The following is a 20,681-nucleotide window of genomic DNA, read 5'->3' on the forward strand; positions in this document are numbered from 1 at the left end:
GATCAGACTCCAAATACGGTTGCGCCGGTGTCGGCGGAGGTCACGGAATTGCGGAACAGGGCGAAGAGTTCGCGCCCGGTGCCGTGCTGATAGGATGTGAGGTCGGCGGTGGCGGCGGGGCGGTCCAGCACGCCTTCGGTCAGTACCTGCAGATCGCCGCTGAGCGCATCCACCCGCACCACATCGCCATCCTGCAGTTTGGCGATCGCGCCGCCGTCCAGGGCTTCGGGTACCACATGGATCGCCGAAGGCACCTTGCCCGAAGCACCGGACATGCGGCCATCGGTGACCAGCGCCACTTTCTGCCCGCGCCCCTGCATGATCGACAGGAAAGGCGTCATGGAGTGCAGCTCCGGCATGCCATTGGCCTTGGGGCCCTGGAAGCGGACCACGATAACCACGTCACCCTTGTCGAGTTCGCCTGCCTTGAAGGCGGCCTTGGCCTCGTCCTGATCATGGAAGACCCGCACCGGAGCTTCGACCACACGGTGTTCCTCGGCCACGGCGGAGATCTTCATCACCCCGGTGCCGAGGTTGCCGGTGAGGCGCGCAAGGCCGCCGGTGGGCTGGAAGGGGTCGGAGGCAGGGCGTACGATCTTGTCGTTGAGCGATTCCGAGGTGCCCTTGCGCCATGTCAGCGCGCCTGCATCAAGGAAGGGCTCCATCAGGTAGGAGCCAAGACCCTCGCCAGTCACGGTTTTGGTATCGGGGTGCAGGTAGCCCGCATCCAGCAGCTGACCGATCATGTAGCCCAGACCGCCTGCGGCGTGGAAGTGGTTCACATCCGCCAGCCCGTTGGGGTAGACCCGCGCGATCAGCGGCACCACGTCAGAGATTTCGGAGAAATCCTGCCAGTCGAGGATGATCCCGCCGGCGCGTGCCATGGCGATCAGGTGGATCAGCAGGTTGGTGGAGCCGCCGGTGGCCATCAGCCCGACCATACCATTCACGAACGCCTTCTCATCAAGGATATCGTAGGTCGGCGTGTAGTCATTGCCAAGCGCCGAAAGCGACAGCGCACGTTTAGCGCCTTCTTTGGTTAGCGCATCGCGCAGCTCGGTGCCGGGATTGACGAAGGAGGAGCCGGGCAGGTGCAGCCCCATGAACTCCATCAGCATCTGGTTGGTATTGGCGGTGCCATAAAACGTACAGGTGCCCGGGCCATGGTAAGCGGCCATCTCGGCCTTCAGCAACTCATCCCGACCGATCTCACCCTTGGCAAACTTCTGGCGGATCTGCGCTTTTTCATCATTGGAGAGGCCGGAGGTCATCGGCCCGGCAGGGAGGAACACTGCAGGCAGATGGCCAAAGGCCTGCGCGCCGATCACCAAACCGGGGACGATCTTGTCGCAGACGCCAAGGAAAACGGCGGCGTCAAAGACGTTGTGCGACAGCGCGATGCCTACGGACATGGCGATGCTGTCGCGCGAAAACAGCGACAGCTCCATGCCTGCTTCGCCTTGCGTGACGCCATCGCACATGGCCGGAACGCCGCCTGCCACCTGCGCGGTGCCGCCCGCCTCGCGCACGGCTTCGCGGATCAACATCGGATAGGTCTCAAACGGCTGATGCGCCGAGAGCATGTCGTTATAGGCGGTGACGATCCCGAGGTGGCCGCCTGTGCCGGTGGCGAGTGTTTCCTGATCGGGGCCGGTGGCAGCGTAAGCATGGGCCTGACCGGAGCAGCTGAGGTGCGCGCGTGCGGGGCCTTTGGAGGCGGCGGCGCGCATCCGCGCAAGATAGGCCTCGCGCGTGGGACGGCTGCGTTCGATAATACGGTCGGTGACGGCGGCGAGTGTGGCATGGAGCGACATTGGCGTGCCTCCTTTTCAGATCTTACAACAGGGTCAGGCGCCGATGGCGCGCCAGCGGCGGCCATCGCGATGCAGGAGCAGGAGCGCGTCCTCGGGGCCGGAGCCGCCCTGATCGTAGGGTTGCGGCGCGCGGGTGGAATTGTCCCAGGCCCCGACGATGGGATCGGCCCAGGCCCAGGCGGCCTCGACCTCGTCGCCGCGCATGAACAGGGTCTGGTTGCCGCGGATCACATCCATGATCAGCCGCTCATAGGCGTCCTGCGGGCGACCGGCCTCGGGCAAGCTGTCGGCAAAGGTCATGTCCAGATCGGCAGAGGTCAGGCGCATGCCGCCCGGACCGGGATCCTTGATGGTGGTCTTGAGCGTGATGCCCTCGTCCGGCTGCAGGCGAATGACCAGCATGTTGCCGTCGATGGCGTTGTCCTCGCCAAAGATGTTGTGCGGTGGCTTGCGGAAGTAGACGGCGATCTCCGACACCCGCTCGCGCAGGCATTTGCCGGTGCGCAGGTAGAAGGGCGTGCCCGCCCATCGCCAGTTGGCCACCTCGACCTTCATGGCAACAAAGCTCTCGGTGCGGCTGGCGGGATTGCCCGCATGGTCGCGGTAGCTGTCATCGCCCGCCTTGGCGCGGTACTGCCCACGCACGATGTTGTCCATCGGCGTCGCCTCGAGGCTTTCGATCACCTTGAGTTTCTCATTGCGCACGGCGTTGGGTTCGAAGGTCGAGGGCGGCTCCATCGCTGTGAGACACAAGAGCTGCATCAGGTGGTTCTGCACCATGTCCCGCATGGCGCCGGATTTGTCGTAGTATTCACCACGCCCCGCCACCGAGATGCTCTCGGAGACGGTGATCTGCACGTGGTCGATGTGGTGCGAGTTCCACTGCGGCTCAAACAGTGAATTGGCAAAGCGCAGCGCCATCAGGTTTTGCACCGTTTCTTTGCCAAGGTAGTGGTCGATCCGGTAGATCTGGCTTTCTTCAAAGTGCTCGCGCAGGGCTGCGTTCAGCGCCTGCGCCGAGGCCAGATCGTGACCAAAGGGTTTTTCCACCACGATGCGGCTGTCGTCATCCGCGATGCCGGTAGATTTGAGCCGCCCGGCAATGTCACCAAACAGAGAGGGCGCAACCGAGAGGTAAAACGCCCGCACCACACCATCGCGCAGTTTGCTGCCGAGGTCGGACCAGCCGCCTTCGCCCTTGGCGTCGACAGAGGCATAGTCGAGCAGCGCCAGAAACCGCTCCACATCGGGCTCCGCATCGGCGGGGATGTCACCGAATTCCTTCAGCGCATCGCCGACGAGGGTCTGGAACTCGCCCTGATCCATCTTTGAGCGTGACGCCCCGATAATGCGGCTGGTGTCGTCGAACTGGCCGATCTGGAACCGGTGGAACAGGCTCGGCAGGATCTTGCGCCGTGCAAGGTCGCCGGTGGCGCCGAACAAGACGAAGTCGAAACTGTCTACGGGGATGACGCGGGATACCATAAGTGTCTTCCTCTTGAATGGCGGGTCAGGTTGAAAGCTTGGCCAGCAGGCCCCGGGTGGAGGCATCTTTTTGGGATGCATCTGCCCCTTCGACCATGGGAAGGAGGCGGGTCGCCAGTTCCTTGCCCAACTCGACGCCCCATTGGTCAAAGGAGTTGATCCCCCAGATCACGCCTTCGGTGAACACTCGATGTTCATATAGCGCAACGATCTGGCCAAACACGAAAGGCGTCAGTTTGGGATAGGCAATGGTCACCGAGGGACGGTTGCCGGGAAAGCTCAGATGCCCGGCCATCCGGTCAGCGTCAGCGCCGCTAAAACCACGTTTTTCAGCGATCTCGCGCGCCTCATCCCAGGACCGCCCCAGCATCAGCGCCTCGGATTGGGCGAGGCAATTGGCCTTCAGGAGGTTGTGCTGATGGGCCAGATCAGGCTCGTGACCTGTGGCGGCGATCAGGAACTCGGTGGGGACCACCTGCGTGCCCTGATGGAGCAACTGATAAAACGCGTGCTGGCCATTGGTGCCCGGCTCGCCCCACACAACGGGACCGGAGGCACGGGGCAGGGGGGTGCCATCCAGCGCGACGGATTTGCCGTTACTCTCCATATCAAGCTGCTGCAAATAGGCAGGCAGGCGGGAGAGCCGCTGATCGTAGGGCAGCACCGCGCGCGAAGCATAGCCGCAGATATTGTTGTGCCAGACACCAATCAGCCCCAACAGAGCGGGTAGGTTTTCAGAGAGTGGCGCGCTGCGGAAATGCTGATCCATCGCCGCCGCACCATCAAGGAACGCGCGGAATGCCTTTGGCCCCACGGCGATCATGATTGGCAGACCGATCGGCCCCCACATGGAGTAGCGCCCGCCCACCCAGTCGGCAAAGCCAAAGACGCGGGCGTCGGGAATGCCCATCGCGGCGGTCTTGTCCATCGCGGTCGATACCGCCGCCAGATGCGCCGAGACATCTTCGCCAAGCGTGCCTTGCAGCCATGTGATGGCGGTCTGGGCGTTGGTCATCGTCTCGATGGTGGTGAAGGTTTTTGAGGCGATCACGATCAATGTGGTTTCAGGGTTCAACCCCGCCAACACATCATGAATATGCGCGCCGTCCACATTGGAGACAAAATGACAGGCAGGCCCGTCGTGATAGGGGGCAAGCGCCAATGTCGCCATCACGGGACCAAGGTCAGAGCCGCCGATGCCGATATTCACCACATCCGTAAACGCCTTGCCGGACTTGGTCACATAGCTGCCATCGCGCAGGGCGGATGCGAACCCACCCATGCGGGTCAACACCTCCTGAATACCGGGCACCACGTTTTCGCCGTCCACCTCGATCACCGCATCGGCGGGGGCGCGCAGGGCGGTGTGCAGCACCGCGCGGCCTTCGGTGGTGTTGATCTTCTCGCCCGACATCAGCGCGTCGATCTTTGCGGTGAGATCCGCGCTTTCGGCCAGCTGCAACAGCAGATCGCGCGCCGTATCATCCAGTGCGGTCTTGGAGTAATCCAACAGCATGTCATCTGCGGAGGCCGTGTACCGGTCAAACCGATCAGCGTCCTGTGCAAACCGCGCGGCCAGCGGCGTGGATTCTGTCGCGGCACGATGGGCCTGGAGTTTGTGCCAAATATCACTCATCGGATCAGCTCCTCATGGGTCTGCGGCGGGACCGGCTATCAGGCTGGCCGGGGCCGGGCGGGGCGAAAAGGGACGGCTGCGTCGACTCTCGCCGCCTATATGCCAAGTTAGCGCTAACAATGCCAGATCTAATTCAGACCTCTCATCGCGATAGCGAAGCGCGGTTGCCCGATCCTGTCTCAGGGTCCGTGACATGTTCGGATCTGCCCGCTGCTTCACTGCTTTGTTCGAGGTCTGTATGCCATGACAGCGCTGTCGTACCAACAGGGCATGCAAAAAAAACCGCAGTTGTGTGAAGCGGTTCATAGTGTCCCAAAGCGCCGCCCGGTACGATCTTTCCCATACGAAGCGGATTACACGCCCGAGATTTGGAGGAAAGTGATATGGTCCAACACATCAAAACCGTTGCCTTGGCGGCCCTGATCGCGGGCGTTTCCCTGAGCAAGGTCTATGCCTCAGATGCCTATTGCCCGACCGCGGATCACGCGGCTGCCGCGGTTGTGACGCAGGTCTGACGCCGACGGTCTGCCGGTTCTGACCTCAGAGCTCAGCCCATGTCTGTGCCCGCGCGGCTTACGGGCGAGTCGAGGCCACCGATCTCGCATAGATGCCGGATCACCTGTTCCACGCCGGTCCCATGGCGCATCGCAGTAAAGACAAATGGCAGCCCCCCGCGCATCCGGGTGGCGTCGCGTTCCATCACCTCAAGTGAGGCCCCCACATGTGGGGCCAGATCGGTCTTGTTGATAATCAGCAGATCGGACCGGGTGATGGCGGGGCCCCCCTTGCGGGGGATTTCCTCGCCCGCTGCGACGTCGATCACATAGAGCGTCACATCCGCCAGTTCCGGTGAAAACGTCGCAGAGAGGTTGTCTCCGCCGCTCTCGATCAGCACGATTTCCACCTCCGGGTGGCGTTTTTGCATCTCGGCCACGGCCGCGAGGTTGATCGAAGCATCCTCGCGGATCGCCGTATGCGGACAGCCCCCGGTCTCGACGCCAATCACACGGTCCTGCGGCAGGATTTGCTGACGCATCAATGCCTCGGCGTCCTCCTGAGTGTAGATGTCATTGGTGATCACACCGATGGAGTGATGATCCTTCAGCGCGCGAGCAAGCTGCGCCGTCAGGGTGGTTTTGCCTGCACCCACGGGGCCACCGATCCCAACGCGAAGCGGGCCATTGTGCGAAGTGGTCTTCGAGGTCATGAGCGGAAGATCCTTGAATATTGGGTTTCATGGCGCATGGATGCGATGTCTGCGGCGAAACTCGCACCAAAGAGATCGTCGAGCGTGCTGGACAAGGCGGCTTGGGCCGTGTCGCGCAAGTGTGGCGAGAGAGCGGAGAGGCGCTGCTGCGCGTCTGTCTGGCCGAGCGCCAGAAGTCTTTGGCCAGCGGCGATGAGGTTTGCGAGAAACGCATGCAGATACATCTGCACGGTGAGATCCAGCGGAATGTCATGTTGCCGTGCGGCACATCCCACCGCCACCGGATAGGTGAGATGCGAGAGGTCATTGCCCCAAGTGGCGGCTGTGGTTCGGCAAAACGCCGCGCCTTGCAGGTCGGTTTCTTGCAAGCGCTCGCCCGTGGGGCAAAACGCGCGGGCGGTGGCGTCGATCTCGGACAGGTCCGCCGCCGTCTCTGCCCGATAGGCACAGGCCAGCAGCACCGCATCAGAGCGTGCGCCCCCATGGGTCAGAAGGTCTGTCAGCCACCGGGACAACCCGCTTCCATCGCTGACATGCCCCTCTGCCACCGCACACTCCAGCCCGTGTGAATAGGCAAAAGCCCCCACCGGATAGGCAGGCGACAGCCATTGCATCAACAAAAGCGTAGCCTCAGTGCTCATGGCTGTGGTCGTGATCGGCGTGGCCGTGATGATGCGTATGCCCGTGTTCATGCGCATGGGTGCGCCCGTGGCCATATGCGCCACCTTCCGGGGTAAAGGGTTCTTCGACCTCGCGCACAGTGGCACCGAGGTGGTCGAGCATCGCCCGGATCACATGATCTCGCTGGATCAGCAGGCGGGTGTCTTCGATCTGGCAGGGGGTGTGGCGGTTGCCGATGTGCCAGGCGATCCTTGGCAGATGGTCGGCAGTGACCTCCAACAGCGGCTCCGAGGCTGCGACCACAAGCACCTCGCCGCCGCCCTCCAGCAGAAGAACGCCGCCATGATCGAGCGAAGTCGTATTGGACAGGTCAACCAGCAGGCGCTCACCGCTCTCGCAGGTCAGCACCTTGCGACGCAGAAAACGGGCGTCATAGTCGAGCACCACACTGTCGCGAGGGCTCTGGTCATGCGGGTGCCCGTGGTAGTGGCGGGCGGTCAGCCGGGGGGCGCTCATGACAGTCCCCCCGCTGTGGTCGTTTTCAGGTATCTTGGCGCGCAGAGGCTCAGACGTACATGATGTCCGAGAAGACGTGTTTTACAACGTCGTCGCGCTTCAGGCCGCGCTTTGCCAGTTCCTCGTCGGACAGCGCCATCAAGGTGCGGGCGCGGTTCACACGATGGTTGGATTCCGCGAGGTGAACCAGACCGTTGCCAATCGCGCGGAAAAAGCCTGCGATCAGGCCCAGCGGATTGAAGGGGGCGCGTGTTTGTGCGTTCGATGCGTATGCCATGGGGATATGCTCCTGTGTTCAAGAATGTCTCTCCCGTGACACCAATATAGCTGCAGCGCAGCAAATAGGTAGGTAGTGTTGACGCATTCCCGCCATGCGTCTGTGACAAGGCAAGGGGTGAAGATTCTGATTTTGCTGAATATTTCGGCATGATGATGGGGCCTTTGATGGATTTGTCGCCGTGTTTTGGCCAAGGGGGCAGCCGCGCGACTATCTCTTGGTTGCAGCTGGGGTGCGCTTCAGAACAGGAAATACCGCTGCGCCATGGGCAGCTCCGCCGCTGGCTGACAGGTCAGCAACTCACCGTCTGCGCGCACCTCATAGGTTTCCGGGTGGACCTCGATATGTGGTGTCGCATCGTTGAGCTTCAGCGCGGATTTACCGATCCCCCGCGTGCCCTTCACGGCGAGCGTCTGCTTTGCCAGGCCAAGTTGGCCGCGAATGCCCGCCGCCTGCGCCGCCTCTGACACGAATGTCACGGCGGAGTGTTCAACAGAGCGGCCATAGGCCCCCCACATGGGCCGGGAATAGACCGGTTGCGGCGTCGGGATCGAGGCGTTGGGATCGCCCATCTGGGCGCAGACAATTGTGCCCCCCATCAGAACCATCTCCGGCTTCACGCCAAAGAACGCTGGATTCCACAGCACCAGATCGGCGCGTTTGCCAACCTCGATCGAGCCAATCTCATGCGAGATACCATGCGCGATGGCCGGGTTGATGGTGTATTTCGCCACATAGCGGCGAACGCGGAAATTGTCGTTCTCGCCGACCTCATCCGAAAGCCGGCCGCGCTGTTTCTTCATCTTGTCGGCGGTCTGCCATGTGCGGATGATCACCTCGCCGACGCGCCCCATCGCCTGACTGTCCGACGCGATGATCGAGAACGCCCCCATATCGTGCAGGATATCCTCGGCCGCGATGGTTTCCCGGCGAATGCGGCTCTCGGCAAAGGCCACATCTTCGGGAATGGATTTGTCGAGGTGGTGACACACCATCAGCATGTCGAGGTGTTCTTCGAGCGTGTTCACAGTGAAGGGCCGCGTCGGGTTGGTCGAGGACGGCAGCACATGCTCCTCGCCGCAGATCTTGATGATATCGGGGGCATGGCCACCGCCTGCGCCTTCGGTGTGAAAGGCATGGATCGTGCGGCCTTTCATGGCCTTTACGGTATGTTCGACAAAACCCGATTCATTGAGCGTATCGGTGTGGATCATCACCTGCACATCCATCGCATCGGCAACCCCGAGACAGCAGTCGATGGCGGCGGGGGTGGTGCCCCAGTCCTCGTGCAGTTTCAACGCGCAGGCACCTGCGTTCACCTGTTCCTCGATGGCCGCCGGCAGCGACGCATTCCCTTTGCCAGCGAAGGCGAGGTTCATCGGAAACGCATCTGCGGCCTGCATCATACGACCAAGGTGCCAGGCACCGGGGGTGCAGGTGGTGGCCAAGGTCCCATGCGCTGGCCCGGTGCCGCCGCCCAGCATGGTGGTGAGACCAGAGTGCAGCGCATCCTCGATCTGTTGCGGGCAGATATAATGGATATGGCTGTCAAACCCGCCCGCCGTGAGGATACGCCCTTCGCCCGCGATCACCTCGGTGCCGGGACCAACGATAATGGTCACATTGGGCTGGGTGTCGGGGTTTCCGGCTTTGCCGATGGCATGGATGCGCCCATCCTTCAGGCCGATGTCAGCCTTGTAGATGCCGGTCCAATCGAGGATCAGCGCATTGGTGATCACAGTATCAACCGCGCCCGCCGCGCGTGTGGTCTGTGCCTGCCCCATCCCGTCACGGATCACCTTGCCGCCGCCGAATTTCACCTCCTCACCGTAAGGTCCGGTGAGGTCGCGCTCCACCTCGATGATCAGGTCAGTATCGGCCAACCGCACGCGGTCTCCGGTGGTGGGGCCATACATGGCGGCATAGTCAGAGCGGGAGATTTTGGCGGGCATGTCAGTCGTCCTTCTCGTGTGCCAGAGCTGAGTTCACAGCAGCACTGTTCGATTGCATCAGCGGGCTCGCCGCTTTCAGAGATCCAGCGTTTGGGGAAAGGCGCGACAATTTCTCTGTCGTGAGGATCATTTTGGGCTCACCGGGGCACGAAACTTGAACTTGGGCAGCGGTGCCTTGGGTCAGCGCAGGCGCAAAGCCGGAGCACTTTGTCCCATCAGGGCGTTCCAAAATGACGTTGCACCCGACAACGCAAGCGCCTTGATACATCTCGAACATCTGCGTTCCGTCGTTGTCGACGATCTGAAACGGTTGGGATCCGCAGGCTGAGAGCATGGAGATCGAAAGGAATAGGCCCGCGACGCGCAGCATCACAACTCCCCCATCACCTGAGCATTGAACCCATAGACCCGGCGTGCACCCCCAATCGGGATCAGTTGCACTTCGCGGCGCTGACCGGGCTCAAACCGCACGGCGGTGCCAGCAGCGATGTCCAGACGCAGTCCACGGGCGGCGGTGCGGTCAAACTCCAGCGCGGGGTTGGCTTCGGCGAAATGGTAGTGACTGCCCACCTGAACCGGGCGGTCGCCGGTGTTGGCAACCATCAAGGTGAGGGCCTCGGCCCCCTGATTCAGGGTCAATTCACCACTGGCGGGGAACATCTCTCCGGGGATCATGTGAAGCGCTCCTCAGCCTGCGAGCCCAAGTGCGGAACCGGCGAGGACAACGCAGGCTCCAAGGACGCGGGGCAGGGTGGCGCTGCGCTGCGCCAGTGTCAGCCCGCCCGCAACACCGGCGGCGTGCAGCAGAGCCGTGGAGAGCGCAAAGCCCGCCAGATACGGCAGGGCCTCGGCTGCACCGATTTCTGCACCGTGGGCATGGCCGTGAAACAGCGCAAAAATCCCGGTAATCGCGGCAGCCCCCGCAGGCGGCATCCGGAGGGCCAGCGCAGCCATACCGCCCAGCACCATGACAGAGGCGAGGATCATCGGCTCGACCAGGGGCAGGCCCACGCCGCGCATGGCGAAAAGGAACCCGAGCGTCATCATGCCCACAAAGGCGGTCGGCAGCAGCCAGAGCGCCCGGGTCTCTCCTGTGCGGCGCGCCTGCACAACGGCCCACAGGCCCACCGCCACCATGGCGAGGATATGATCCGGGCCGAACACCGGATGGCTGGCACCAGCGGCAAAGGAGCCATGCCCGGCCGGGTCCAGATGCGCAAAGGCAGGGCTGGCGGTCAGCAGGGCAGCGAGGGAAAGGGCAATACGGGATTTCATGTCGGTCAGTCCTTGGAAAGCGGTCAGTCAGCGAATGGGGTTATGCACGGTCACCAGCTTGGTGCCGTCGGGAAAGGTGGCCTCGACCTGAACCTCGTGGATCATCTCGGGCACGCCCGCCATGCAGTCTGCACGGGTGATGACCTCGGCCCCGGCCTGCATCATCTCTGCGACGGAACGACCGTCGCGTGCGCCCTCGACCACGGCATCGGTGATCAGCGCGATCGCCTCGGGGTGGTTGAGTTTGACTCCACGGGCGAGCCGCTTGCGCGCGACCTCTGCGGCCATGGCGACCAGCAGTTTGTCCTTTTCTCTCGGGGTCAGGTTCATGGATGTGGCGCTTTCATGGTCAAAGTCTCCAGCAACGGGGCAGGCCACCCTCGGTCAGCCTGTCAAGAAGGGGCAGCAGGCTCTGGCGCAGGACAAAACTATCCACCGCCAAGAGCCGCATGTGCAGTAAATCGGGGGCCAGGAGCGAGGCGCCGCCAAGGGCGTCGCCGCCGTCCGGCAGGTGAGCGCGCAGCCCCCCCAGCGTCGCCTCGGCGTCTGGTGCGGCCAGCAGGAGGGTCGCCATCGCGCTGCAGCGGGCCGACAGGACGCCAGCCACGCCCGGACGGCTAAGCTGCGCCGCCAGATCGCCTTGCAGATGGATTGCATCGCGATAAATAAGCTGTCCCGCGCGCCGGATCTGGATGTGATCGCGAAACCGCGCGGAGGTGAGCGCCTCGCCCATTGCGGCGCGTCCGAACACCAGCGGCTCCACCAGCAAGAGCCGTGCATCCTCTGCCAGATCGGCCTGCAAACTCCGGGTGAAATCGCTGCGCTGAAAGAGGATCGTTTCCTGCGGCAGCCAATTGAGGCAGGCACGGGCGGCGACGCTCAGATGTGTGGTCATCTGGCCACTCTGCCCGGGTTGCGCGCGATAGGCGCGTTCGGCGGCCTGGGTCGTGAGGGTCAGCTGGCTGTCCGGCCCGGCTGCGGCGTCAATGGCAAAGCGATCACCTCCGGTAATGCCACCTGCAATGTTGACCAGAACCGCCTCCAGCGGCGGGCGGCCCTGGGGAAACAGCAGTTTCAGCGCCCCGGACTGATGCAGGTGATCGAGCGCGACCTGACCATCGCCACGGCGCTTGGCCGAGAGGCGCGCGCGCCCGACTGCCCGGGGTTGAGCGATGGCAGCCACATCGGCCAGCGCGGGCACCCGTGCCGTTATGTCGGTGATGTGATTGATCGCCCTCTCCCCGAAATGCCGCCACCGGGTCGGTTCCAATGGCGTGTCCTCACGGTTCGATTTGTCCCAGTCTGGACGCGGAAGTGCCATTTCAGACCGCAATTTCAGGCGGCTGAATGGCGTGTTTGACGATTTTTGCGCCGTTTTGCGCAAAAGCCGCCCAATAAATGGGCATGTGGAAATTTGTCCGCGAGCGGCCGGGGCTGGCAATTGCCAAGCGATGCGGCGTTGCAGAAATCTGAACCCGTCCGGACAGGATGACCCCGCCGCCAAGAATGCGGGGCCCCGGTCCGGCCGCTACCGATAAGGCGTGTGACGACCCTGCGAATTGCACCTCGACCGGGCCGCCACACTCAATCGCAACAACAGTTGCAGGGTGGGAAGGTAATGCTCCGCTGCCGGTTCGGCAAGCGACAGCGGCCCGATGTGCCCTGCGTGGAGGGATCTACGATGACGTTTTTCACCAAACCCGCTGCCAGCGTGCTGGCTTTGACCATTGGCGCAGGCGCCGCCGCCGCAGACTGCCCGATCAAGGTGGGTGTGCTGCACTCGCTGTCCGGCACGATGGCGATTTCGGAAACCACGCTCAAGGACACCATGCTGATGCTGGTGGAGGATCAGAACGACAAAGGTGGCCTGCTGGGATGCGAGCTGGAGGCCGTGGTGGTCGACCCGGCGTCCGACTGGCCGCTCTTTGCCGAAAAAGCACGCGAACTGCTGACCGTTCATGATGTCGATGTGATCTTTGGCAACTGGACCTCGGTCAGCCGCAAATCCGTCCTCCCCGTTATCGAAGAGCTCAACGGCCTGCTGTTCTATCCGGTCCAGTACGAAGGCGAAGAGAGCTCCAAGAACGTCTTCTACACCGGCGCCGCCCCGAACCAGCAGGCGATCCCGGCGACGGATTACTTCCTCGAAGAACTGGGCGTGGAGAAGTTCGCGCTGCTTGGCACCGACTACGTCTACCCGCGGACCACGAACAACATCCTGGAGGCCTATCTCCAGGACAAGGGCATTCCGGCTGAGGATATCTTTGTCAACTACACGCCCTTTGGCCACTCCGACTGGTCCAAGATCGTCGCTGATGTCGTGGCGCTGGGCGCGGATGGCAAGAAGGTCGGCGTGATCTCCACCATCAACGGCGACGCCAATATCGGCTTCTACAAGGAGCTGGCGGCGGCGGGTATCTCTGCCGACGACATCCCGGTGGTGGCCTTCTCTGTTGGCGAAGAAGAGCTTTCCGGCCTTGATACCTCCAACCTTGTGGGGCACCTGGCCGCGTGGAACTATTTCCAATCTGCCGACACCGAAGCCAACTCGGCCTTTGTCGACAAGTGGAAGACTCTGATGGGGCAGGAGCGCGTCACCAATGACCCGATGGAGGCGCATTACATCGGTTTCAACATGTGGGCCAATGCGGTGAGCGCTGCGGAGACAACGGATGTCGATGCGGTGCGAACGGCCATGTATGGTCAGGAGTTCCCGAACCTGACCGGGGGCACCGCCGTGATGCTGCCGAACCACCATCTGGCAAAGCCGGTGCTGATCGGCGAAATCCAGGAGGACGGCCAGTTCGACATCATCTCCGCCACCGATCCGGTGCCCGGCGACGCGTGGACCGATTTCCTGCCCGACTCCGCTGTCCTGACCTCGGATTGGAAGGATCTTGGCTGTGGCATGTACAATACCCAGACCGAGACCTGTGTGCAGTTGAAATCCAACTACTGATTTCTCCTGACGAGCTCCGGGTGCCTGACGGCCCCGGAGCCGATTGACACCGACCTCCGGGTTCAACCGGCGGCACCAATAGGGCCGGACCACCTTCCATGACATGTAAATTTCGTGCTGATCTGCTGCTGTTCTTCTGCGGTGTGCTGGCATTGGCGCTGGCCAGTTTCGCCAGACCCGGGCACGCGCAGGAGGCCGGCACCCTGCAACAGCTGTTGCAACAGGATGCCGCTCTGATCTCCAAAGCCTCACGCAGGACCATCGGACCGGTCATCGACCGCATCGTCGCCTCCGACTTGCCGGCGGTGCCCATGTTCCTGTCGGCCTGGCAGGACAAGACCATCTGGCAACGCCGCGCGGACGGTCTGTTCTTTGTCGGCGCGGACATGGGGGATCGCACCTATCGTCTGACGGATATCGACAGCGGCGCGGTGATCGCGACCGTCCCGAAGGATGATCTCAAGCAGTTGAAACCAAACAGTGGCGTGCGCGGGCTGATCGCCACCGCCCTGGTCCGGTTCCAGCTGTCCGACCCCGACCCCAGTCTTCGGGAGGAGGCGTTGACCGCCATCGAGCGCCGACCGGAGGCGGGGTTGCTTGCCCCTCTGCGCGCCTCTATCGACACCGAACCCGATGCCGAGCTGAAGGCCAGGAAGATGCGGATCGAGCGCCTGTTGACCATCGGCCATGGGCGCGATCCGGCCGAACGCGTTGCCGCGATCAAGGACATGTCGGGCGATCTCGGCGTTGATCTGCGCGCCGCACTCAATCCGCTGGTCGCGACCCGGCTGCAGATCTCCACAGACCTCCCCGAAGGGGTCAATCTCGCCCGTGTGTTGTCTCCCGGAGGGCCCGATCTGGGGCGTCTCGAAGCCTATGACATGCTGGCGGAGGCGGAACTGGCGCCAGCGCGCCAGACGCCGGATCAGATCAAGACCGTGCTGTCGAACCATGTTGAGGGTGGCACCGTCGGAGGGGTCGCGCTGGTGCGGCTTTCGACCCCGGACGCCCGTGCCATCGCCTATGACACCTTGGCGCAAGAAGGCAAGGTGGCGCCCTTGGTCCGGGACGAGGAGATCGACGCGGCACTTGCGGCGCATGTGTTCTTTGAAACCTACGCAGAGCCGAACCCGGAGGTGACCGCCGCCGCTCTTGCAGCGCTGCAGGGCATCGCCACCCGTGTCGGTCTCAATCAGACGCTGGACCTGGGGCTGGATGCGATTTCACTGGCCTCGATCTATTTCCTGGCGGCGATCGGTCTTGCCATCACCTTTGGCCTGATGGGGGTCATCAATATGGCCCATGGCGAATTCATCATGATGGGCGCCTATACCGGCTATCTGGTACAGCAGGTGATCCCGAACCATACGGTGTCGATCCTGCTGGCGATCCCGCTCGCCTTTGCGGTCACCTTTGCCGCTGGCGTCGCAATGGAACGTCTGGTGATCCGCCACCTCTACAATCGGCCGCTGGAAACCCTGCTTGCGACCTTTGGCATCTCCATCGCCCTGCAGCAGCTGGCCAAGAACATCTTCGGCACCCAGGCGCGTCCGCTGACGGCCCCCGGCTGGCTGGATGGGGCACTGGTCCTGAACGACGTGGTGGCGATCAGCTACATCCGCATCGCGATCTTTGTTCTGGCGCTGATCTTCCTCGGCTTTTTCCTCTTCCTGATGAAACGGACCCGTCTCGGGCTTGAAACCCGGACAGTGACGCAGAACCCGCGCATGGCCGCCGCCATGGGCATCAACCCGGGACGCGTCAACATGCTGACCTTCGGTCTCGGCTCCGGCATCGCGGGCATCGCAGGCGTTGCCATCGGCCTCTACGCCAAGGTCACGTCCGAGCTGGGCGCCGACTATATCGTGCAAAGCTTCATGACCGTGGTGGTCGGCGGGGTCGGCAACATCTGGGGCGCGCTCCTCGGCGCCACGATGATCGGCACCCTGCAAAAGGGGATCGAGTGGCTCAACCCCTCCAATACGCTCGCCGCCCAGACCTACATGATCATCTTCATCATCATTTTCATCCAGTTCCGGCCCCGCGGCATCATCGCCCTCAAAGGCCGCGCAGCAGGAGATTGACCGCCATGACCCTTCATCTTTTTCCAAGTACCTCGGGGGGGACGGGGGGCTGGCCCCCCGCCGCAGGAGAGCCGCGCCATGCGTAGATCCTTTGTCGCCCAAAACCCCTCGGTGCTGGTTTTCCTCCTGGGCCTCGCGGCCTTCACCCTCGGCGTCAGCCTCCTGGCCGAAGGGTTTGGCATCGGTCTCATTTCCACCTCTTTCATCAAGACATTGGGCAAAACGCTCTGCCTCTGTCTTGTGGCCATCGCGATGGACCTGATCTGGGGCTATTGCGGCATCCTGTCCTTGGGCCATTTCGCCTTCTTTGGTCTCGGCGGTTATATGATCGGCATGTGGCTGATGTATGCCCGCACCGAGATCATCGTGGAGGCCTCGCTTGCCCAGGGCGTGATCCCGCCGACCCCGCAAGAGGTGATCGACGGCATTGGCAGCCAGATCTTTGGCGTCGTGGGCGCGTCGGACTTTCCGGTGATCTGGATGTTCGCCGACAGTCTGACGCTGCAGCTTGCTCTGGTTCCGCTGGTGCCCGCGATCCTGGCGCTGGTCTTTGGCTGGTTGGCGTTCCGCAGCCGCGTCACCGGCGTGTATCTGTCGATCCTGACCCAGGCGATGACGCTGGCGCTGGCGCTTTACCTGTTCCAGAACGACTCCGGCCTGCGTGGCAACAATGGCCTTTCGGGCTTGCAGAACCTGCCCGGTGTCACAGCGCCGCAATCGGCGATTTCGCTCTGGTTCTTCTGGGCCTCGGCGCTGGCCCTCGGGCTGGGCTATCTCCTCAGCGCCTGGGTGGTCTCCGGCAAATTCGGCTCCGTCATCCGCGGCATTCGCGACAACGAAGCCCGCGTGCGCTTCCTCGGCTACCCGGTCGAAAGCTTCAAGCTGATGCTGTTCACTCTGACCGCGATGATCGCGGCCATCGCCGGCGCGCTCTATTATCCGCAGGCGGGGATCATCAACCCGGCCGAGATTGCCCCCATCGCCTCGATCTACCTGGCGGTCTGGGTCGCCATCGGTGGGCGGGGGCGGCTCTATGGCGCGGTTCTGGGTGCGGGGTTTGTCAGCCTTGTCTCCACCTGGTTCACCGGCGGGCAAGCGCCCGACATCAATCTGGGGTTCTACACCCTGCAATGGGTGGACTGGTGGCAGGTGATCCTTGGGCTGTCCTTCGTGCTTGTCACGCTGTTTGCGCCCAAGGGCATCGGCGGTCTGTTTGACCTTCTGAACCGCGGGGACAAGGCATGAGCCAGATGAATACGCTTCTGGAGGTATCCGGTGTCTCCGTGTCCTTTGACGGGTTCAAGGCGATCAACAACCTGTCGTTTCAGATTGGCCCGGCGGAACTGCGCGCGGTGATCGGCCCCAATGGCGCGGGCAAGACCACCTTCATGGATATCGTCACCGGCAAGACCCGACCCGACGCGGGGCGGGTGCTCTTTGGTGAAAAATCCATCTCTTTGCTCACTCTGTCCGAAGCGCAGATCGCGCAGGCGGGGGTGGGGCGCAAGTTTCAGAAACCCACGGTGTTTGAGGATCAAACCATCCGGGAAAATCTGATGATGGCGCTGAAGGCTCCGCGCAGATGGTGGTCGGTCCTGACCTTCCGGGCAGCGGACACCCATCTCGCACGTGTTTCGGAGCTGGCCGAGGAGGTTGGTCTGTCGGACCAGCTTGATCGCATCGCGGGAGAACTGTCGCATGGGCAAAAACAATGGCTGGAGATCGGCATGCTGCTGGCGCAGGAGCCGCGCCTTCTGCTGGTCGACGAACCTGCTGCCGGCATGACGCCGGAAGAGCGCGCGCATACCACCGATCTGCTGGTCGAGGCCGCCCGCACCCGCGCCGTGGTTGTGGTCGAACATGACATGGAGTTCGTGCGCCGCCTCAATTGCAAGGTCACGGTCCTGCATGAAGGGGCGGTTCTGGCCGAGGGCGGTCTGGACCACGTCACGGCTGATCCGCATGTCATCGACGTGTATCTGGGGCGCTGAACATATGCTGGAATTGAACGATATCACATTGCACTATGGCCATAGCCAGATCCTGAACGGGGTCTCGATGACTGCCGAGGTGGGCGAGGTGACCTGCGTGATGGGCTGCAACGGGGTCGGTAAGACCTCGTTGATGAAGGCGATCACCGGCACCCATGCGCGCTCGGGCGGAGGGGTGACGCTGGACGGTGAGGTGCTGGGGGTGCTGCCGGCGCATGTATTGGCGCAGAAAGGCATCGCCTATGTGCCGCAGGGTCGCGATATTTTTCCGCTGTTGACGGTCAAGGAAAACCTGGAGACCGGCTTTGCCTGCCTGCCCAAGAGCGCGCATCACATCCCGGATCATATTTTTGATCTGTTCCCGGTGCTGAAGGAGATGATCTCGCGTCGGGGTGGGGATCTGTCGGGCGGTCAGCAGCAGCAGTTGGCCATCGCGCGTGCACTGATCACGCGGCCCAAGCTGCTGGTGCTGGATGAACCGACCGAGGGCATTCAGCCCAATATCATCACCCAAATCGGCGAGGTCATCAAACTGCTGCGCGATCAGGGCGAAATGGCGATCGTGCTGGTCGAGCAGTATTTCGACTTTGCCTATGCGCTGGCGGATCGTTTTGTGGTGTTGCGCCGGGGCGATGTGGTGATCGCGGGCAAAAAGGGTGAGGTCGAACGCGCGGCGCTGCTGGACGGTGTGTCCGTCTAAGCGGGGTCTAGGCCGGGGGCAAGAAGGGTGCGCTCCCGCCCGGTTTGCATGCATTGAAAATGCCGTCAAACCCGTTGGGCCCGGCAGCGCACCTGCGATGCGCTGGGGCAGGCGTGCCGTGTCGTCTCCGCGCAATGGGATTGGCCTTTGGCGATCGGGTCGGCTATGCAAGGGACCAAAGTGTTTAACTTGCAAAGGACATTCCAGCATGACTCCGCTTCAAGGTCTCAAGGTGGTGGAACTCGCCCGTATTCTCGCCGGTCCGTGGATTGGGCAAGCCTTGGCGGATCTGGGGGCGGAGGTCGTGAAGGTCGAAAGCCCCGAAGGCGATGACACGCGTCGCTGGGGGCCGCCCTTTGTAGAGCGGGACGGAGACAAGACCGCCGCCTATTACTATGCCGCCAACCGGGGCAAAACATGTGTCACCGCAGATTTTCGCACGCCAGAGGGGCAGGCCAAGGTCCGCGATCTGGTTGCGGGCGCAGATATCCTGATCGAGAACTTCAAGGTCGGCGGGTTGGCGAAATATGGCCTTGATTACGAAAGCCTCGCTGAGGTGAACCCGCGGCTCATTTATTGCTCGGTCACGGGGTTTGGGCAGGATGGGCCTTATGCCAGCCGTGCCGGTTATGATTTCTTGCTGCAAGGCATGTCGGGGCTGATGTCGATCACCGGCGCAGCTGAGGGTGAGCCGCAAAAGGTGGGCGTCGCGATCACGGATGTGGTGACAGGGCTATACGGCAGCATCGGCATTCTGGCCGCAGTCGAGCAACGGCACCGGACCGGACGGGGACAGCATATCGATATGTCCCTGCTGGATTGTGCCACGGCCATGCTGGCGAACCAGAATATGAACTATCTGGTGACGGGCGACAGCCCCACCCGCATGGGCAATGAGCACCCCAATATTGCGCCCTATCAGGTGATGGCGGTGCGCGACGGGCATGTGATCCTTGCGGTCGGCAATGACGGTCAGTTCACGCGGCTGTGCGATGTGCTCAACCTCGGAGGTCTCAAGGATGATCCCCGTTTTCTCACCAACCAGCTGCGGGTCGCAAACCGGGGTGATCTGACGCCGATGCTGACGGCGGCGCTGGCACAGTGGAGCCAGGCGGATCTGCTTGCCGCATTGGAGGCCGCGACCGTTCCGGCGGGGCCGATCAACACCATCGGGCAGGCGTTCGACGACGCGCAGATCAAACATCGACAGATGCAGATCGCGCCCGAAGGCGTGCCGGGCGTGCGGGGACCTTGGGTGTTTTCGGATGCGGAACTGGCGCTTGATCGCTCGGCGCCCGTATTGCCGCGCAAGGCAGACTAACTGGGCGGATAGGCGTCGAGCGTCACACTTAAAGGCACCTCATCGCCAAGCAGACGTCGCACCTTGGGGTCGAGGCGCGCGCTATCCTTTGGCAGGGCACCCACATCAGCAAGAGCCTCGCGCGCAGTGCGTTTTTCCTCAAGCCGCACCCAGACCGTGCGGGTGGAAAACGGGCGCCGATTGGCCCCGGCAGAGACCCCCAGGACCAGCCCTTGCAGATAAGAGATCTGATGCGGGTGTTCCGGCATCAGGATCGTCTCTGAAAGAGCGCCAACGGTGTTGCGGGGGCGTTCTGTCAGGCACAACCGTCCGCCACGTTCTGCAACCAGGCCCAGATAGGTGCTGCGTTGGCGGATACTGCCGTCACTTGCGTGGGCGCGCTCGAATGTGTGGCTTACCACATAGCCATCGACCTCTTTGAGATGGATCAGCGATCGCAGCACCTGTCCGGGCCATGTGGGCGTGCAAAAATACCCATGATAGGTGCCGAGAAACCGGCGCAGGGGGCGGGCCTGATCGGCAAAACCCGTGCCGATGTGCCAAAGCGGCGCGGGGAGCTTGGGCGCGGTGGTCGGGCGACGCGCGGCTGCGAAGTGATCGGGGTCGGTAAAAAGATCGGCCTCTCCTACGTTGAAATGACGCGCGATGCGGCGCAGGTTATGCGCCGAGGGGAGTCCGGCTCCTGAAAGGTAGCGGTTGAACTGTTGCCGGTTGAGGCCGATCTCGCGGCAGATCTGCGCGATCGAGGGGGCCTCGGCGCAGAGAAACCGTAAATTCTGACTGAAGGCCGTGCGCATGGTCCGAGCTTTCGCGATGTGACGCGACTGTGCGTACATCTGCATC

21 protein-coding genes are annotated in these 20,681 nt (G+C 62.7%); 7 read left to right on the top strand and 14 right to left on the bottom strand.

The genetic code is table 11. From position 1 onward, the window contains the following. Window positions 1-2 precede the first annotated feature (2 nt). From edd to pgi, 3 genes are read right to left on the bottom strand one after another with little or no spacing between them, the layout of a single operon-like run. The gene (gene edd, locus MHM97_RS12585; protein ID WP_239322710.1) at window positions 3-1,814 is read right to left on the bottom strand and encodes a phosphogluconate dehydratase; all 1,812 of its coding nucleotides are present in this window, start codon (window positions 1,812-1,814) and stop codon (window positions 3-5) included. Window positions 1,815-1,847: 33 nt separating this feature from the next. Then, window positions 1,848-3,299 carry a glucose-6-phosphate dehydrogenase gene (gene zwf, locus MHM97_RS12590; protein ID WP_239322711.1) on the bottom strand — a complete coding sequence of 484 codons (1,452 nt, stop codon included), beginning with the start codon at window positions 3,297-3,299 and terminating at the stop codon, window positions 1,848-1,850. Window positions 3,300-3,324: 25 nt separating this feature from the next. Further along, window positions 3,325-4,935 (bottom strand): glucose-6-phosphate isomerase, encoded by a 1,611-nt coding sequence (pgi, locus tag MHM97_RS12595; RefSeq protein ID WP_239322712.1) that lies wholly within the window; start codon window positions 4,933-4,935, stop codon window positions 3,325-3,327. 383 nt (window positions 4,936-5,318) lie between these two features. Between pgi and MHM97_RS22750 the strand changes: the two genes are divergently transcribed. Next, the gene (locus tag MHM97_RS22750) at window positions 5,319-5,450 is read left to right on the top strand and encodes a hypothetical protein (protein WP_255729680.1); all 132 of its coding nucleotides are present in this window, start codon (window positions 5,319-5,321) and stop codon (window positions 5,448-5,450) included. Between the two features lie 32 nt (window positions 5,451-5,482). Here MHM97_RS22750 and ureG read toward each other — a convergent pair whose 3' ends face one another. From ureG to MHM97_RS12645, 10 genes are all read right to left on the bottom strand, one after another. After that, complete coding sequence (gene ureG, locus MHM97_RS12600) at window positions 5,483-6,142, bottom strand: urease accessory protein UreG (RefSeq protein WP_239322713.1); 660 nt, start codon at window positions 6,140-6,142, stop codon at window positions 5,483-5,485. Next, entirely contained in the window at window positions 6,139-6,783 is a 645-nt protein-coding gene (locus tag MHM97_RS12605) for an urease accessory protein UreF (protein ID WP_239322714.1), read from the bottom strand. Before MHM97_RS12605 ends, ureG begins: the two co-directional genes overlap by 4 nt. Continuing rightward, window positions 6,773-7,279 (bottom strand): urease accessory protein UreE, encoded by a 507-nt coding sequence (gene ureE / locus MHM97_RS12610; protein ID WP_239322715.1) that lies wholly within the window; start codon window positions 7,277-7,279, stop codon window positions 6,773-6,775. Before ureE ends, MHM97_RS12605 begins: the two co-directional genes overlap by 11 nt. A gap of 49 nt (window positions 7,280-7,328) precedes the next feature. Beyond that, entirely contained in the window at window positions 7,329-7,556 is a 228-nt protein-coding gene (locus MHM97_RS12615; RefSeq protein ID WP_005615377.1) for a hypothetical protein, read from the bottom strand. 239 nt (window positions 7,557-7,795) lie between these two features. Then, window positions 7,796-9,508: an urease subunit alpha gene (gene ureC, locus MHM97_RS12620; RefSeq protein WP_239322716.1), complete on the bottom strand. Its 1,713-nt coding sequence runs from the start codon at window positions 9,506-9,508 to the stop codon at window positions 7,796-7,798. A 1-nt stretch (window position 9,509) separates the two neighbouring features. Then, window positions 9,510-9,878 (bottom strand): hypothetical protein, encoded by a 369-nt coding sequence (locus MHM97_RS12625; RefSeq protein ID WP_239322717.1) that lies wholly within the window; start codon window positions 9,876-9,878, stop codon window positions 9,510-9,512. Continuing rightward, window positions 9,878-10,183, bottom strand: a complete 306-nt coding sequence (locus MHM97_RS12630) for an urease subunit beta (protein ID WP_239322718.1) — start codon at window positions 10,181-10,183, stop codon at window positions 9,878-9,880. The genes MHM97_RS12625 and MHM97_RS12630 overlap by 1 nt, the downstream gene beginning before the upstream one ends. A 12-nt stretch (window positions 10,184-10,195) precedes the next feature. Beyond that, window positions 10,196-10,783, bottom strand: a complete 588-nt coding sequence (locus tag MHM97_RS12635) for a HupE/UreJ family protein (protein WP_239322719.1) — start codon at window positions 10,781-10,783, stop codon at window positions 10,196-10,198. A 27-nt stretch (window positions 10,784-10,810) separates the two neighbouring features. Continuing rightward, complete coding sequence (locus tag MHM97_RS12640) at window positions 10,811-11,113, bottom strand: urease subunit gamma (RefSeq protein ID WP_065324833.1); 303 nt, start codon at window positions 11,111-11,113, stop codon at window positions 10,811-10,813. A gap of 19 nt (window positions 11,114-11,132) precedes the next feature. Further along, the gene (locus tag MHM97_RS12645) at window positions 11,133-12,104 is read right to left on the bottom strand and encodes an urease accessory protein UreD (RefSeq protein ID WP_239322720.1); all 972 of its coding nucleotides are present in this window, start codon (window positions 12,102-12,104) and stop codon (window positions 11,133-11,135) included. 360 nt (window positions 12,105-12,464) lie between these two features. Between MHM97_RS12645 and urtA the strand changes: the two genes are divergently transcribed. From urtA to MHM97_RS12675, 6 genes are all read left to right on the top strand, one after another. Then, window positions 12,465-13,742 (top strand): urea ABC transporter substrate-binding protein, encoded by a 1,278-nt coding sequence (gene urtA / locus MHM97_RS12650; RefSeq protein ID WP_239322721.1) that lies wholly within the window; start codon window positions 12,465-12,467, stop codon window positions 13,740-13,742. A gap of 98 nt (window positions 13,743-13,840) precedes the next feature. Then, window positions 13,841-15,826, top strand: a complete 1,986-nt coding sequence (gene urtB, locus MHM97_RS12655; RefSeq protein ID WP_239322722.1) for an urea ABC transporter permease subunit UrtB — start codon at window positions 13,841-13,843, stop codon at window positions 15,824-15,826. A gap of 78 nt (window positions 15,827-15,904) precedes the next feature. Next, on the top strand, window positions 15,905-17,071 hold the full coding sequence (gene urtC, locus MHM97_RS12660; protein WP_239322723.1) for an urea ABC transporter permease subunit UrtC: 1,167 nt from the start codon (window positions 15,905-15,907) through the stop codon (window positions 17,069-17,071). 5 nt (window positions 17,072-17,076) lie between these two features. Next, window positions 17,077-17,817, top strand: coding sequence for an urea ABC transporter ATP-binding protein UrtD (urtD, locus tag MHM97_RS12665; RefSeq protein ID WP_239322882.1), 741 nt, complete (start codon window positions 17,077-17,079; stop codon window positions 17,815-17,817). Window positions 17,818-17,821: 4 nt separating this feature from the next. Further along, complete coding sequence (gene urtE, locus MHM97_RS12670; RefSeq protein ID WP_239322724.1) at window positions 17,822-18,517, top strand: urea ABC transporter ATP-binding subunit UrtE; 696 nt, start codon at window positions 17,822-17,824, stop codon at window positions 18,515-18,517. A 208-nt stretch (window positions 18,518-18,725) separates the two neighbouring features. Next, a complete protein-coding gene (locus MHM97_RS12675; RefSeq protein ID WP_239322725.1) occupies window positions 18,726-19,838 on the top strand; it encodes a CaiB/BaiF CoA transferase family protein in 1,113 nt (370 codons plus the stop codon). Here MHM97_RS12675 and MHM97_RS12680 read toward each other — a convergent pair. After that, entirely contained in the window at window positions 19,835-20,674 is an 840-nt protein-coding gene (locus MHM97_RS12680) for a helix-turn-helix transcriptional regulator (protein ID WP_239322726.1), read from the bottom strand. The two genes, MHM97_RS12675 and MHM97_RS12680, sit on opposite strands and share 4 nt — an antisense overlap. Window positions 20,675-20,681: the final 7 nt, after the last annotated feature.

Origin of the sequence: Epibacterium sp. Ofav1-8 (genome assembly GCF_022348185.1) — a bacterium.
In the GTDB taxonomy this organism is placed as follows: Bacteria; Pseudomonadota; Alphaproteobacteria; order Rhodobacterales; family Rhodobacteraceae; genus Epibacterium.

Coding starts and splice junctions, on each gene's coding strand:
- edd (WP_239322710.1), bottom strand. CDS start 1,814: ATGTCGCTCCATGCCACACTCGCCGCCGTCACCGACCGTATTATCGAA.
- zwf (WP_239322711.1), bottom strand. CDS start 3,299: ATGGTATCCCGCGTCATCCCCGTAGACAGTTTCGACTTCGTCTTGTTC.
- pgi (WP_239322712.1), bottom strand. CDS start 4,935: ATGAGTGATATTTGGCACAAACTCCAGGCCCATCGTGCCGCGACAGAA.
- MHM97_RS22750 (WP_255729680.1), top strand. CDS start 5,319: ATGGTCCAACACATCAAAACCGTTGCCTTGGCGGCCCTGATCGCGGGC.
- ureG (WP_239322713.1), bottom strand. CDS start 6,142: ATGACCTCGAAGACCACTTCGCACAATGGCCCGCTTCGCGTTGGGATC.
- MHM97_RS12605 (WP_239322714.1), bottom strand. CDS start 6,783: ATGAGCACTGAGGCTACGCTTTTGTTGATGCAATGGCTGTCGCCTGCC.
- ureE (WP_239322715.1), bottom strand. CDS start 7,279: ATGAGCGCCCCCCGGCTGACCGCCCGCCACTACCACGGGCACCCGCAT.
- MHM97_RS12615 (WP_005615377.1), bottom strand. CDS start 7,556: ATGGCATACGCATCGAACGCACAAACACGCGCCCCCTTCAATCCGCTG.
- ureC (WP_239322716.1), bottom strand. CDS start 9,508: ATGCCCGCCAAAATCTCCCGCTCTGACTATGCCGCCATGTATGGCCCC.
- MHM97_RS12625 (WP_239322717.1), bottom strand. CDS start 9,878: ATGCTGCGCGTCGCGGGCCTATTCCTTTCGATCTCCATGCTCTCAGCC.
- MHM97_RS12630 (WP_239322718.1), bottom strand. CDS start 10,183: ATGATCCCCGGAGAGATGTTCCCCGCCAGTGGTGAATTGACCCTGAAT.
- MHM97_RS12635 (WP_239322719.1), bottom strand. CDS start 10,783: ATGAAATCCCGTATTGCCCTTTCCCTCGCTGCCCTGCTGACCGCCAGC.
- MHM97_RS12640 (WP_065324833.1), bottom strand. CDS start 11,113: ATGAACCTGACCCCGAGAGAAAAGGACAAACTGCTGGTCGCCATGGCC.
- MHM97_RS12645 (WP_239322720.1), bottom strand. CDS start 12,104: ATGGCACTTCCGCGTCCAGACTGGGACAAATCGAACCGTGAGGACACG.
- urtA (WP_239322721.1), top strand. CDS start 12,465: ATGACGTTTTTCACCAAACCCGCTGCCAGCGTGCTGGCTTTGACCATT.
- urtB (WP_239322722.1), top strand. CDS start 13,841: ATGACATGTAAATTTCGTGCTGATCTGCTGCTGTTCTTCTGCGGTGTG.
- urtC (WP_239322723.1), top strand. CDS start 15,905: ATGCGTAGATCCTTTGTCGCCCAAAACCCCTCGGTGCTGGTTTTCCTC.
- urtD (WP_239322882.1), top strand. CDS start 17,077: ATGAATACGCTTCTGGAGGTATCCGGTGTCTCCGTGTCCTTTGACGGG.
- urtE (WP_239322724.1), top strand. CDS start 17,822: ATGCTGGAATTGAACGATATCACATTGCACTATGGCCATAGCCAGATC.
- MHM97_RS12675 (WP_239322725.1), top strand. CDS start 18,726: ATGACTCCGCTTCAAGGTCTCAAGGTGGTGGAACTCGCCCGTATTCTC.
- MHM97_RS12680 (WP_239322726.1), bottom strand. CDS start 20,674: ATGTACGCACAGTCGCGTCACATCGCGAAAGCTCGGACCATGCGCACG.